The 14,040-nt window shown below is 59.0% G+C and carries 12 protein-coding genes; 5 read left to right on the top strand and 7 right to left on the bottom strand.

Annotated features, from left to right (window positions below; genetic code table 11):
- Positions 1 to 189: 189 nt before the first annotated feature.
- The 3 genes from ACQUWM_RS00710 to ACQUWM_RS00700 all read right to left on the bottom strand — a co-directional run bounded on the left by ACQUWM_RS00710 (position 190) and on the right by ACQUWM_RS00700 (position 3,473).
- On the bottom strand, positions 190 to 1,641 hold the full coding sequence (locus ACQUWM_RS00710; RefSeq protein ID WP_407001030.1) for a sigma-54 dependent transcriptional regulator: 1,452 nt from the start codon (positions 1,639 to 1,641) through the stop codon (positions 190 to 192).
- A gap of 71 nt (positions 1,642 to 1,712) precedes the next feature.
- Positions 1,713 to 2,042: an SOS cell division inhibitor gene (locus ACQUWM_RS00705; protein ID WP_428920850.1), complete on the bottom strand. Its 330-nt coding sequence runs from the start codon at positions 2,040 to 2,042 to the stop codon at positions 1,713 to 1,715.
- A gap of 72 nt (positions 2,043 to 2,114) precedes the next feature.
- Positions 2,115 to 3,473, bottom strand: coding sequence for a DUF1329 domain-containing protein (locus tag ACQUWM_RS00700; protein WP_428920849.1), 1,359 nt, complete (start codon positions 3,471 to 3,473; stop codon positions 2,115 to 2,117).
- 275 nt (positions 3,474 to 3,748) lie between these two features.
- Between ACQUWM_RS00700 and ACQUWM_RS00695 the strand changes: the two genes are divergently transcribed.
- The gene (locus tag ACQUWM_RS00695) at positions 3,749 to 4,243 is read left to right on the top strand and encodes a DUF6586 family protein (protein WP_428920848.1); all 495 of its coding nucleotides are present in this window, start codon (positions 3,749 to 3,751) and stop codon (positions 4,241 to 4,243) included.
- Between the two features lie 45 nt (positions 4,244 to 4,288).
- The gene (locus ACQUWM_RS00690) at positions 4,289 to 4,549 is read left to right on the top strand and encodes a hypothetical protein (RefSeq protein ID WP_406988203.1); all 261 of its coding nucleotides are present in this window, start codon (positions 4,289 to 4,291) and stop codon (positions 4,547 to 4,549) included.
- A 23-nt stretch (positions 4,550 to 4,572) separates the two neighbouring features.
- Here ACQUWM_RS00690 and ACQUWM_RS00685 read toward each other — a convergent pair whose 3' ends face one another.
- On the bottom strand, positions 4,573 to 5,073 hold the full coding sequence (locus ACQUWM_RS00685) for a cell division inhibitor SulA (protein WP_406988205.1): 501 nt from the start codon (positions 5,071 to 5,073) through the stop codon (positions 4,573 to 4,575).
- Between the two features lie 33 nt (positions 5,074 to 5,106).
- On the bottom strand, positions 5,107 to 5,715 hold the full coding sequence (gene lexA / locus ACQUWM_RS00680; RefSeq protein WP_407001025.1) for a transcriptional repressor LexA: 609 nt from the start codon (positions 5,713 to 5,715) through the stop codon (positions 5,107 to 5,109).
- Positions 5,716 to 5,877: 162 nt separating this feature from the next.
- Here lexA and ACQUWM_RS00675 point away from each other — a divergent pair, with 162 nt between their 5' ends.
- From ACQUWM_RS00675 to ACQUWM_RS00665, 3 genes are read left to right on the top strand one after another with little or no spacing between them, the layout of a single operon-like run.
- Positions 5,878 to 6,879 (top strand): amidoligase family protein, encoded by a 1,002-nt coding sequence (locus ACQUWM_RS00675; protein WP_428920847.1) that lies wholly within the window; start codon positions 5,878 to 5,880, stop codon positions 6,877 to 6,879.
- Entirely contained in the window at positions 6,872 to 7,606 is a 735-nt protein-coding gene (locus ACQUWM_RS00670; protein WP_407001023.1) for a gamma-glutamyl-gamma-aminobutyrate hydrolase family protein, read from the top strand. Before ACQUWM_RS00675 ends, ACQUWM_RS00670 begins: the two co-directional genes overlap by 8 nt.
- Positions 7,607 to 7,634: 28 nt before the next feature.
- Positions 7,635 to 8,321, top strand: a complete 687-nt coding sequence (locus tag ACQUWM_RS00665; protein ID WP_428920846.1) for an SIMPL domain-containing protein — start codon at positions 7,635 to 7,637, stop codon at positions 8,319 to 8,321.
- Here the strand turns inward: ACQUWM_RS00665 and ACQUWM_RS00660 are convergent.
- Positions 8,318 to 12,082 (bottom strand): translocation/assembly module TamB domain-containing protein, encoded by a 3,765-nt coding sequence (locus tag ACQUWM_RS00660; protein ID WP_428920845.1) that lies wholly within the window; start codon positions 12,080 to 12,082, stop codon positions 8,318 to 8,320. The two genes, ACQUWM_RS00665 and ACQUWM_RS00660, sit on opposite strands and share 4 nt — an antisense overlap.
- Positions 12,083 to 12,087: 5 nt before the next feature.
- Positions 12,088 to 13,773 carry an autotransporter assembly complex protein TamA gene (locus ACQUWM_RS00655; RefSeq protein ID WP_428920844.1) on the bottom strand — a complete coding sequence of 562 codons (1,686 nt, stop codon included), beginning with the start codon at positions 13,771 to 13,773 and terminating at the stop codon, positions 12,088 to 12,090.
- Between the last annotated feature and the right edge of the window lie 267 nt (positions 13,774 to 14,040).

Here is a 14,040-nt window from a genome sequence, read left to right as displayed (position 1 = left end):
TTCGGGGGACTCAAGCCAGCATCATGCCAACTTGAATTTTTGTTTATATTTCAGCAGGAAAGAAAAATCACCAGCCTGGAAACGACGATTTTACGTCGGCCAGAAACGACGACGGCGCCTCGGGTTACAAACCTTTGACGCCTTCGATTCTATGTACTTTGCGGGATGATTTGACTGGGGAGTGGAGAGTCAGGAGTCCTCGGACTCCCCCTCTCGAAGCCCATACTTGCGAACCTTCTCCACCAGAGTCGTCCGCCGAATCCGCAGCTTCTCCGCAGCACGAGCAACCACACCACTGGCCTCATCCAGCGCCTGCTGAATCAGCTGCTTTTCAAGGTTCGACAGGTAGTCCTTCAGGTCGATGCCATTGACCGGCAGCAAGGCCGGCGCATCCAGGCCCACCAATCCCGGAATGCCGGACGGCATGCCGGAATCCTCGATGGGTCGGTTTTCGTCATAGTCGTCCACGTAGCGGAACTTTTTGGGCAGCTCCTGAACGCCGATGACGCCATAAGGGTGCATGATCGCCAGGCGCTCCACCAGGTTGGCCAGCTCCCGCACGTTGCCCGGCCACTCGTGTCGGCACAGACTCATGATGGCGGCGGAATTCAATCGCAACGAACCGCGCTTCTCCTTTTCCATGCGTGAGATCAGTTCGTTGATCAGCAACGGTATGTCTTCGACGCGATCCCGCAACGATGGCATCTCAATGGGGAAGACGTTGAGACGGTAATAGAGGTCTTCGCGGAAGTCTCCGGTTTCGATCATGTCTTCGAGATTCTTGTGGGTGGCCGCAATCACCCTGACGTCGGCAGACAGGGTGCGGTTGCTGCCAACGCGCTCAAACGTGCGTTCCTGCAGCACCCTCAGGATTTTCACCTGCATATTCAGGGGCATGTCGCCGATTTCATCCAGGAACAGGGTGCCCCCTTCGGCCATTTCGAACCGCCCGACCCGTGCCGTGATTGCGCCTGTGAAGGCGCCTTTTTCGTGACCGAACAGTTCACTTTCCAGCAACTCGGCGGGGATCGCACCGCAATTCACCGGGACAAAAGGCTTTTCACGGCGACTGGAGTGGTAGTGCAGGTTTCGTGCAACCACTTCCTTGCCGGTGCCGGACTCGCCGGTGATCAATACACTGACTTCCTTATCGGCCACCTGCTGCATCAGCTCGCGCACTGACTGAATGGTACGACTGGTGCCAACGAGGCTACGGAACAGTTGCAGGCCGCGCTGCTGGCCGCGCTTCTGGGAGCGGGTGAACTGGTCGTGGTAGATCTGGGCACGGTAGAGCGAGTCCACGAACTTGGTGTACGTCAGGGGCCATGACATCCGGGCGATGATACGCCCGCGATCATCTTCGGATACGCCTTTCAGCGGCGGATCGCCTATCATCAGGAGGGGAACACCCTGAAGCTTGCTGCACAGATCAGACACGGTTTCACTGATCTGCCGGTCTTCACCATTCAGGATGACCACGCTGATGGAAGCCAGCGCCTCAGAGTCGCCGCTGGCCAGCAGTGTACGAGCGTCTTCGCCTGAAAATATCTGTTCTTCGCCAATAAACTCCAGAACGGTAACAATATCGTGGCGGCGGGATTCGTCCTCGCTCAGCACCAGCACTTTGTTATTTTTGGACATCCACATGAATCTCTTGGAAGGATTTGTGCGGTATTTAAGACCCTAAGAGCCCGGGAGTCAATTTTATGACGCTATTTGGAGCGGTTTGTTGAAACGCTTTGGTACGCGCGGGCTGCATTCTTGTTACGGTTCACTCCTTTCAGGGCCTGTTCCGCCTCCTGACGAGATTCCGCTGCCCCGTCGCTGGCGGCGTCGCAGAAGGTCTGGAGACGCTCCAGACGCTCCCTGACCGGCTCCACCGACACCTCACCCGCTTCCAGTTGCGCCATCACAGGCTCAACCGTAGCCTTTACCTGGCTATTGAGCTCCGCCAGTCGATCCCAGTCCTTATCGGCCAGCGCACCGGCAAGCGCCTCGATCAGTTGGTCCATGACCTTGAGATGGTTCGGGGTTCCTGTCATTCATGATTCTCCTGTGCTTACCAGAGCGACCCCGACTGCGGGCGGAAGATGCTCTCCCGCCCGGCGTCCTCACTACCGGCGCGCAGCCCGTCGGGCGGCAGAGGCGGTGAACTGGTTGCCACGGAACCCCGGGTTGAAGTTGTACGCGGGGAAGCCGTCATCCAGGCCGTCAATGTAGTAGCGTTTGGCTTTAAGATCGTACGTCATCTCCATGGTAGTCCAGAACGCCGGCTCACTGTAATAACTGATATTGTGAGCTTCGGAAACGCGCCACAGATTACCCTCGGCATCGTACTCCTCGGACGCCAGGATCTGCCAGCTGTCTTCATCCACATAAAAGACCCGGCGAGCGTATATATGGCTGATGCCCGTACGCAGGACAGCTTCCACCACCCACACCCGGTGCAGTTCGTAACGCGTCAGTTCCTGGTTGATATGGCCAGGGCGAATCACATCATCGGGGCGGACCTCGCCATCGTGCAGCTTGTAGGCGTTGTAGGGAACGAAGATTTCCCGCTTGCCCTTGAGCTCCCAGTTGTACTGATTGGGCGCACCGTTGTACATGTCCTTCTGGTCAACCGAGCGCAGGGAGGAAGAGTTCGGTAAGTCGGTTTCATAGGCCAGGTTCGGAGAGCGGCGCAGGCGGCGGGATCCGGCATCGTAGCGCCAGGCCAGCCGGGGCGAGCGGATCTGGTCGAGGGTTTCGTGGACCAGCGTAATGGTTCCCGCCAGATTGGATGGCGCGATGGTGTCGGTCTTCAGGTAGAAGATCTTGTTGTCGATGTCATCCAGGTCCGCGCCGCTGCGGCTGTAGGCGAAGAAATAATCGTACTCGTTGACCACCTGATTGAACGAACCGTTGACCTGGGGCGTTGCAGAGGCACTGCGGAAGGAAATCTCCTCACCGCGATAACGCAGGATGTGGTTCCAGATCACCTCCAGGCCATTCTTCGGAATCGGAAACGGGCTCGTCATGATGGTGTCCCTGACGCCATTACCGTTGTCCAGCAACTCGGCGGAGACGGCATTCTCGCGGAACTTGTCATACACCTGGTCAGGAAAAGCGGCAGTACGACGCGTCTGGTAGACCGGCATGAAAAAATCCGGGCCGTACTGTTCAAGCATACGGACATGGCCGTCGGTCAGCTTGTCACGGTACAGGTCAAGATTCCCCCGGGTAATCACAAACAACGGCTCGTCTTCCGGGAAAGGGTTAATTTCGACGCTACCGGGCTCCCAGCCTGCCGGTGGTTGCGATAATCCACCCGTCCACTCCGGAATGCTGCCAGAAGCGTTCGCCTGCTTTTCGGCCCCCACCGGGGTCAGTTCACTGTCCAGCTTCCGCGCCTCGGACACACTGACAGCCGCTGCCGCCTGGCCGCTTACAAACAACGCCAATACGGCAACGCCTGTAACCAATTGCTTACGCATCCCTCACTTACCTCCGTTATACCGATGACACCCCGCAACACACTGCAAGGCGACCCACCCTGGCAACACATCAAAATCGTGCAAATGTCGTTCAATGGGCAGCCTTTTTGCCAAATTCAAACGATCGTTTCAACTTAATGTTTGTGTTTTCTTGTTAAACCTATAGGTAGCAACACGGGGGAGGAAATCCATCGCTGAAAATGGTAGACTGTCAAATTAATCTGAAGCGCACTCTTGTCTCGCTTTTGCGCGCCCAACCCGTTTGGCAGGAAACCATGGCATCACAGTGGCATTCACTGGTATCGCAAAAACTGTTTATGGCCAGGACCTTGCTGCGCCAGGTCGATAGCGACGCGAACACCGCTGACCCGCATCGGGCATTGCAACGGGAAGCAGCGATCCAGGGAACCATTGAGCTGGCGTTGCGCGCCCGCAGTCTACTGCTGGTTATGGTCGCCCGCATATACCAGCAGAAAAACGAAGAGCCGGAATCTCTGGCAGCCTTGGCATCACTACTGGGAACCGAGTTGCCGGAAATCGCGGAACTGCTGGCATTGGCTCATCAACCTGGAAGCTGGTGGAATCTTCTGGATCAACTGGATGCCGCCCAGGGCAAGCCGCCAGCCACACGGAAAACGGTCAGCGCGGAGAACATTATTGCAGTTTCTGCGGAAACGGGACCAGATCGGTCGTCACAAGGACTTAACACATTGCTCGACGCGCTCAAACAATTCGCTGACACCCTGGAAGACCGTCACAGCGAGTGGTAAATCGCATGACACAGCAGGGTAGGAATCAACAGAAAGGTTATTTGAATGTCACCATCTTTTTTTGAAATCGTACAACTGAGCGATGGCGATTATGCCCTGCGTCGCATTGATGACGATGCCGCACCGCTGGTACGCATTTCATTCTCTTCAGAAGCACGCGAAATGATGGAAGACCGCGACATGGCGGTAGCCAAAGCCATGATTGCCGCCGGCATCGAGGCGGTTGGCAACGTCACCCACGATATCGACTGGGAAGAGGATGAACTGGAAACCCAGGACGTCCAGCCTTCCTACACACTTCACTGACTTCACCCCCGGCCAGCGCATCATCAGCGCTGGCGCAAGACGACTCCGTGACTGTTCCCTTGGGCGGACGCCTTTTGCAGCGTCTCCAGGGCTTCCCGGCTGAGCTTCCGGGTCCACATCACGACCGCGTGACAGGTACCGGCGCTGAGTGCACGCTCAGCCAGATCGCGCGCCGGGTAATCCGGCGTGGATCTCAACACCAGTAATTCACCGGCAACGATACCGTGCATCTTCTGCCATTTACTGACCAGGGCCTGGGGCGGGTCAATCCAGGCCAACCAGCGTTTTTCCTGGTTGAGCTGGGTCAGCATCGGCAACAATAGCTGAAAATTCTCAACCTGGCCTTCCGGCAGGATAATCTCGGTGACGTTGCCAGTGACCGGCGCAGACGCTGGGTCTGCTCGCCGGGCCCTGGCAGGTCCCGTGCGAACAACGGACGATTTCCCCGAATGCCTGGCAGACGCCTGGTAGCCACAGGCTGCCGGTGAATAAGCCAGATTCTGGTTAAAACTGAGTTGTTCCATGATACGCCTCGCCTTCAAGTTGACCGTTGCGGATCAGTGCATGTCCGAGCGACGGATAACACCAACACCAAGCCCTTCGATGAACAGTTCCTGTTCCGAGAGGTCCACCTCGATCGGTTCAAACTCCTCGTTCTCTGCGATCAGGTATACCTTTGCACCATCCTTGCGGAAGCGCTTGACCGTCACTTCCTCCCCGACCCGGGCCACCACCACTTGTCCGTTATGCACATCCTGGGTGCGATGAACCGCCAGCAGGTCGCCGTCAAGAATGCCAATGTCCTTCATGCTCATACCGCGAACCCGTAGCAGGTAATCCGCCGACGGAGAGAAGAAGTCCGGCTGCAGGGTGCAGTGATCCTCTATGTGCTCCTGGGCAAGGATCGGACTGCCCGCTGCGACCTGACCGATCACTGGCAGGCCGGGGTCCTCCTCCGCTTCCGGCAGACGAATACCCCGGCTTGCCCCCGGCACCATCTCGATGGCGCCCTTGCGGGCCAGCGCCCTGAGATGCTCCTCTGCAGCATTGGCGGAACGAAAACCGAGTTCTGCTGCAATTTCCGCGCGGGTAGGCGGATACCCGGTTTCGTCAACGTAACGCCGAATGATATCCAGTACCTGGGTTTGTCTTGCTGTCAGCTTCATGCGGTTGCCCCGTTATCCCTGTCTTTATATACAGTGATTTGACTATATACAGTGTTTTATCCAGTGTAAAGATCAGTTCCTGTATTTTTTGTCAGCATGCGCCGGGATGCACCACATACGGTCTGTGATATGGTAAGGCCAACCCATTGAGGAGGCACAGGAATGAGCGACCAAAAGGCATGCAGGATGCCAGACATTCTCAGGACCGAATCCGGCGAAGAACGCCGTGTTGGCGTTGAAATTGAACTGTCCGGACTGAGTTACGAAACCCTGGTGCAACTGAGCGAAAAACTCCTGTCCGGGCAAGCCCGCCAAGCCTCCCGCTATGTGGCGGAGCTGGACACCGATCTGGGCAAGTTCACTATCGAGCTGGATTCCGACCCTATCAAGGATCTGGACCTTCAGGATGAGAGGCTGCCGCAGTCCATGCGGGAACTTGGCGGTCAGGCCATGGAGTTCATTGATGCCGCAGCGGAAAAGATCGTTCCACTGGAGATTGTCAGCCCGCCGCTGCCTTTCACGTCACTTGAGCGGGTGGAAGCACTGTGCGACGAACTCAGAAAGGCCGGCGCCCTCGGCAGCCGAGAGGCCCTTTACTATGCCTTTGGCCTGCAGCTTAACCCGGAACTTCCGGATCTCGGGGCGGACACCCTGGTGCGTTATCTCCAGGCGTTCGCCATCCTGTATGACTGGCTGAAATCCAGACATCAGATTGACATCAGTCGCAAGTTCACCAGCTATATTGAACCCTGGAGCAGCACCTACACGGACATGCTGATTGCCGGTGACTACGCTCCGGATATCAAACAGCTGATGCGGGATTACCTGAAGTACAACCCTACCCGCAATAAGGCGCTGGATCTGCTGCCGCTGTTCGCCCACCTGGATAAAGCAGTGCTGGCGGAATTTGTCGAAGATGAGCGCATCAAGAGCCGGCCAACCCTGCACTACCGCTTGCCGGACTGTGATATCGACAATCCACGGTGGCACTTTTCCACCGTCTGGAATGACTGGGTGGTGCTGGAACAACTGGCCAATAACGCCGAGGATCTGGCGGAGCTGAGAGAAATGTTCCGGCAAAGCCGCAAACTGAGCATTCGCAATCTCACTCTGAGCTGGCTTGATACCTGTGAGCAATGGCTGCGTAACAGGGACTATGTCTGACCCTATCGACGAAGCACCCGAACAGCCGGGGCTGACCATCGGCATCAGTGGGCCCGCAAGGCGCAGCACCGCACACCGCCTGATCAGTCTGGCGCTGCGTTTGCACGGGGCGAAGATCCACTATATTCGCCCCGGCTCCAGGGTAGACGTTGCCTTGCTGGATGGGCTGGTACTGTCGGGCGGCACTCACGTTCACCCGGAGCTCTACGGCCAACAGCCGACCGTGACCGCCCGTTACGACCACCGGCGCGACCAGACCGATCACAAGCTGCTGGCAAGGGCGGAACAGCTCTACATCCCGGTGCTTGGCATCTGCCGGGGCGCACAGTTCATCAACGTGTTCCACGGCGGCTCGCTGTGCCAGAACGTCACCCCGCTGCGGATAAACACTCGTCACCGGCCACTGTTGCTACCCATGCAAACGGTGAGGCTGGTGAAGAACTCCCGGCTCGGCCGCCTGATGCATAGCCCGGTCATCGGCGCCAACCGGATCCACAGCCAGGCAATCAAACGCCTGGGGCGTGGTCTGAGAGTGGTCGCCCTGGACAATGACCACTTTGTGCAGGCCATCGAAAACACCGGCCACCAGTGGTTGATGGGCGTGCAATGGCACCCGGAATACCTGCTTTACCACGGCGGCCATCGCCGCATCTTCAGCCACTTTGTCCATGCTGCCCGGGCACGAAAGCTCGAGCGCCTGGAAGAAGAAACCGACGAAGCAACCTGACAACTGTAACCAGAACGGAGATCTGACCATGTTTTATGCACTTAAAAGGCATTTCGTAACCGGCCTGGCCGCTACCCTGATTCCGCTGGCCGCACAGGCCGGGGAAGTGAGCCTGAGCGGCGAGGGTTCGGTAAAATACGCCCCCGATAGCGCCCGCCTCCAGTTCACGGCCAGTGCCGAGCACAACCTGCCTGCCAAGGCCTCGGACAAGGTCAATGAGTTGATGGGGCAGTGGCGTGACAGCATCGGTGAGTACCGGGACCAGCTCAACGATTACAGCGATGCCGACGTCACCCTGTACACCCGCACCCTGCCGGTCCAGGAGCGTGATCAGGAACCCCGGAAAATGGCCGTGGCCTCGCAAACCGTGAGCTTCACGATTGACGACCTGACGCTGCTCAACCCATTGCTGGAACAGGCCCAGAAACTGGGGCTGGACTACCACCTCGGCGCCGGGAACTTTTACCATTCCGACGAGCAGGGACTCGAAAAAGAGGCCCTGGCACGAGCCATTGCCGATGCCAGATCCCGTTGTGAGTTTGTCGCCAGCCAGCTCGACCAGAGCTGCGGTGATGTGGTCAACATCAGCGTCAATGGCGGCCACCGGCCCATGCCAATGATGATGGCGGAAGCCAAATCCCGCTCGGATGCGGTATCCAGTGTTGGAGACCGGGAACTCCAGGCCAGCGTCAGCGCCACGTTCGAGCTGGATTAAAAGTCCCGGGTGTAGAAGATGTCCAGGGAAGCAGCCAGGCCACTGGCTGCTTCCAGATAGAAGTAACGGCCCAGATCATACCGCAACGCCACCGTGGTAATGGGCTCGAAGATACCCACCCCATACCGCAGGCTGAGCTCATCGGTGATGTAACCACTGGCAACAACGGATGCCTCGTCCCCCGTGCCTTCCGCTTCCAGCATCAGGTTGCGAATACCCAGTTCATCCCCGATTCCCTGAGTGAGTTTACTGGCCTGGGTAAGTCCCAGCGACAGCGCCGCACGACTCATTTGCCCTTCATCTCCCCGGCCCTGGGGCGGTCTTCCGAGGATGACGTAAGACAGGGCATCGCTTTGAGGCATTGAGGGCTCGGAGAAGACTTCCGTTTTCGGTTCACTGACCGGCCCACTGAGCCGAATCCCGGCAACCACGGTATCCACATGGCGTACCGCTTCAATATCCAGATATGGCTCGGTAAGCGGCCCGACAAACACTATCCGTGCCCGGCGCAGCTCCAGTTCCTGACCGTAGGCCTCGTACTGCCCGTTCCTGAGCTGCAGCGATCCCCGGGTATCCATGTCATTGCCAATACGCAGCGTGCCCTCAAGGTCGCCGGTCACCCCGAACGCGGCGAAGGTGACCTGGTCCTCCCCTACCACCACGGTGACATCCATGTTGAGGGACCGAACGGCGGGTTCGTCCTGTTCCACTCCCACAATCACCTCATCCTCTGACACCGACACCGCCTGTTCCGGAAGCGCCTGCACTTCGATTTCACCCCTGGGCACGTCCACTCGTCCGGTGACCGACAAATCTCCGTCCCGATAAGCCAGGGTAATATCCGGCGCAACCTCCACCCGGGCATAGGGGTCATAAGTCACTGGCAGGCGGTCCCCGGTGATGGTCACCTCCACGGCCGGCGATGTTTCCCAGGACAGCTCGCCAGACAACCTGCCTTCGCTGCGGTCATTGCTCTTCCAGCGACCACTCAGATCCGCTGAGTAACCCTTCAGCGTCAGCGCGAGCACCACGTCTTCCAGTGGCAGAGGCAGCGAAGGATCCACAAAACGACCACCGCTGAGGGCGATTTCACCATTGACCGCCGGTTTCATCAGCGGTCCGGACAGCTGCCCCTGCCCATTGATTTCGCCCTCGACTTCGTCCAGGCCGGCAACAACGCCAGCCAGCGCAATATCCAGTCCCTCCAGACTGAAATCACCACTGACAGTGCGGTTCCCGGCAGTCGGATCAACCGACAGGTTGACGGCAAAATCCCCGAGTTCCGGCCCGGACAGCCGCAAAGCCACATCCGCCACTTGCGGCTTCATATCCACATTCATGGTAAAAGTCTCGTGGCGTAATGTTTCCCAGTCCTCCTGAACCAGCACCTCGAACTCGCCAGCCCCCGCGTCGAGGGCAATCGAACCATCCGGGCCCTGGTCCGTCATGGCCAGATTGATATTGGCGTTGATCCGCGAACGCCAGCGCAGGGTTTCCGGGAGCAGCGAGGCAAGGGACTGGGACGGAAAGTTACTCACCCGGTAAGCCACTTGCGGATTCGGCATCAGCGTCTGGTCTTCCCCACAGATCGAGCTGTCCTGCCAGCGCCAGCAATGGGCGCCCAGAGCCAGCGTGCCCTGGTTGTCATACTCAAGTTGCGCTGGCTGCTCCAGGGTCCAGGTCTGGGACTGGCCCGGCAGGTCGAGCTCACCGCTGTCGAGGAAACCACGCCAGCTGTCCCAGGCTTCACCAGCGCCGCCCGCCAGAGCCAGTTTGAGGTCAGCTTCTTCATGGACTGCGCGAACCGTTAACCGGTGCTCCTGCTGCGTGCCCGACAGGTCCAGCTCCACTCGCTCCAGGCTTTGGCCACCCGCGCGGATGGCATCCGCTCTTGCGCTGGCGTCCAAAACCAGGCCACTGGCAAGACTGGCTTTGACCTCTGCATTCGAGATGGCCACCTTGTCCTGCCATACCAGGTCATTTGCGGTAACGCTCACCTCGCCCTGGGGATCTTCGGGACTTCCGCTGACCGTCAGAGACGCCCTCAACTCCCCCGCCAGCCCAGGTACCAGGATGTCCGGCTCCGGCACCTGGATATCCAGGTTACCGGCAATCTCGGAGCCCCAACGGCCACGACCATGGATCCGGTTTTTGCCAACCTCAAGGTTCAGGCCCGCGACATCCCAGACACCCGCCACAGCTTTCAGCTCGCCGCTGGTCGTGGCCGGCTTATCCTGCCAGGTACCGGAAATCTCCCAGTCGGCTACCATGTCCGGTAGCCCATCATCCGCCAGTTTCCCCTGGCTGTTGAGATCGCCGCTCAGGTTGGCCTCGAGGATCGGCACCCAGTATCCGGGGTTAAACTCATCGAGGGTCAGGCCGGCATTCCAGGCCAGTTGCCCGGCAAAATCGATATCCGCATCACCGGTAAGAGAGCCGGCACCGGTCCTGACCGTCAGGTTGGTCAGTGACACCGTTTCCAGGTCACCCTCCAGGGCCGTCTCAAGATCCGCATCCCCCAGGGGGCCAGACACGGCAGCGTTCAGCCGGGCGTTGTAGCGGTTATCACTATAGGAGACCTCGCCCTCCAGGCGACGAAGAGCAACCGGCGGCTCCTCGAAGTCGGGAATCAGGCTGTACCAGGGGAAAGACTCCAGACCGATGTTGGCAGTCGCACTCAGGGTTTCCTCCCAGCTTACATCCCCCTGAACCTGCAGGGTGCCTTGTTCCGAACCCTCACCGGGCCCGGCCATCTCCAACACCAGGTCCGATACGCCGGTGGTCGTCAGCAAGCCACGGAGCGAGGTTTCAATCCCCCCCCGCGTACCCGGCAATGTGGTCGTGGAGCGGGTAACGAAGCCTTCTTCAAGGCTGCCATTAACAGACAGTTGCCAGTCTTCCAGGATCAGGGTCGGTGGCAGGGTATCCAGTGCGAGGAACGACGGCGACTGGAGATTGAGCCTGGCGGGCAAACGTTTATCCAGTGGTGCGAGCCGACCTTCAATGGCGGCTGCGAGGTAACCGCTGCTGCGTCCGGACACCCTGAGATCCCTGGCGCTGCCTGTCAGGTTCAGGGCCAGTTGCCAGTTATCGCCTCCGGGGGGCGGCAGCGACACATCCACGTTCAGGTCCAGCGGCCAGTCACCACGGGTTTCCAGGCGTCCGGCGGCGTCCACGGCAATCTCGTCCAGACGGTAATTCACCCGGTCGATCACCCAGTCGGTCCCGGATCCGCCGGCTTGCAATTCCAGCTGGTCCCAGACCTTGCCGTCATTCATGGTGAACGGGCCCAAACGCACGTCGCCAATTCGCACACCCAACGGCAGGTTGACCAGCGGCAGATCGATATCTTCCCGGGGCTCTTCCGGTTCCGATGAAGGTTGCAGTTTCAGATCAATAGCATCGGCATGGAGGGTGTCCAGGCACAATTCCTTGCTGAACAGGCAGCCCGGGGACCAGTCCACCACCACCGCATCCAGGCGAAGTCCGACACCATAACCCTGCCACCGGACCGATTCGGCTTCCCAGTAACCAAACAGAGACCCCCTGTCTCCTTCGGTCTGCAGTCCTGGCACCTGATCAAGCACCCACGCCGTACCAGCCTCAGAGCGCAGCACCACCAGCGCTATGGCGACCAGGATAATCGGCAGCAGGACAACCGTCAGTACCACAACCAACAGCCAGAAACGCCAACTGCGACGCTTGCTACCGTGATCGGCGGTGCCCTGGCTCTCAGGCTCTGTTGTTGATTCCCTTTCCACGTCCGTCACAGCTCCGGCCCCATCGAGAAGTGAATCCGCCAGTCACCACCAAATTCATCATCCAACCCCTTGGCGATATCCAGGCGCAAAGGCCCCACCGGGCTCACCCAGCGAATGCCCATGCCTGCCCCGGTCGCCAGCGGATCGAGCAGGTCGTCCACCGCGTTGCCCCTATCGACAAAAGCGGCCACCCGCCAGTTCTGTATGAATTCATACTGGTATTCGACACTGCCCACCATCAGGTAACGACCACCAACGGCCACGCCGTCCTCATCTTCCGGTGACAGGGTTTCGTAGCCATACCCCCGCACGCTCTGGTCCCCGCCTGCAAAGAAACGCAATGACGGCGGCACGTCATCAAAACGATTGGTGGCCACCCCTCCCATCTGGAAACGCGCCAGGAACCGGTGTTTGTTGGCCAGGGTATACAGCCCCCGGACCAGAAAGCTTACATGGAGAATATCCGCATCGGACAATACTTCCCGGTGCGCTCCGGTCACGTCGAACTGGACCCGATACCCCCGTGAAGGATCCAGTGGCGAGTTGGCGTGCAGTTTTGAATAGCCCAACCCCGGCAGCAACAGGCTACTCGTGTCCTCTTCACCGTCACCGATCCGAAAGCGTTCGCCCTCCCATCGCAGGGAGGCCACCTGCATCCACTCTGAATCCAGCTGATGCTGCCACTGCTGACCGAAGGTGAGCCTTTCGGATTCCACATCCTCAATATCCTCACGCTGATACCCTGCGCTCAGGCGGATGGAATCTGTCATCGGCGGATCCAGGGGCAGCTCATACCAGGTACTGAGGCTCTGGCGTGGGCCGGACAATTCTGTTTCCGCGCCCCGGCGATGGCCCATGGGGTTGATCCAGTGCTCTCGCCAGTTGCCCCGGAGACGCGGGCCAACGTCCGTGGAGAACCCCACACCGGCCGCAACGGACCTGGGCGGACGAGTCCTCAGGTTGATCGTGACCGGAATGACCCGGTTCTCGGCACTGCCGGGAGACGCATCAATGTCCACTCCGGAAAAGTAACCGCTGTTGGACAGATCCCGGCTCAACCTGGCAATTTCATCGGCATGGAAAGGTTGCCCGGGAGCAAAGGTGACAAACCGTTCAAGGAGGTCGTTCTCAAACCCATGCCCCTCTGCAAAGCTCACCTCCCCAAGCCGGTACCGCTCTCCGCTGCGAAAACGGATGACAATGTTCGCGGTTCTTTTTTCCGGATCCACCTCCAGCTTGCGGGTGACAAACTCCCCGTCAAAATAGCCCAGCACCCGGGCGCGGTTCTGGATCGACTGCCGCAGGGAGCTGTATTGACCGTGGTTCAGCACGTCCCCCTCCGCCGGTGACTCCGGTATGGCGCCCAGAAAGCCGCCATCATCCGATGCCGGGCCTTCAATCACCACTTCGCGGGAGGCGATGCGCACCGGCTCGCCGGGTACCACCGTCAATGTCAGTTCGGACAGCGCGTCCTCCCCCTCACCTTCCGCCACGCTCCACTCAATGATGGGATTGTAGTAGCCGAGCGCCTTCAGCGCCTGCTGTACCTGCTTCTTCGCAGTACTGGCGTAACGGCGCAGGTTATCTGCACTTCGTCCTTCAACTTCGCCGACAAATACGTCGGCATTGTCCTGCAATTGAGGAAAGTCACCTTCAACTTTCACCACCACCTGGTTCGCCAGGACCGGCACCGGAAACAACCACAGAAAACACCAAAGCAGTGCGCCTGGAAACCGAACTTGTCTGGTATGAGAGAACATCCGTTTTTGAATCGTCTTATGAATGAGGAAAGAAGGCGCCAGCACGAGCAAGTTTAACGGATTGACCGGACCGACCACCAGCAACGCGGGTTTTGCCAATGGCTCCCGCCGTCGACACGCCCATGATCAGACCAGATTCTATCCAATAACAATCTATCTGATAGTAACAGGAGCGCCGGGTTCCCGCGCGCTTCCACA

Origin of the sequence: Marinobacter sp. DUT-3 (genome assembly GCF_050379435.1) — a bacterium.
Lineage (GTDB): Bacteria > Pseudomonadota > Gammaproteobacteria > Pseudomonadales > Oleiphilaceae > Marinobacter.
This window is presented reverse-complemented; position numbering and strand designations above follow the sequence as displayed.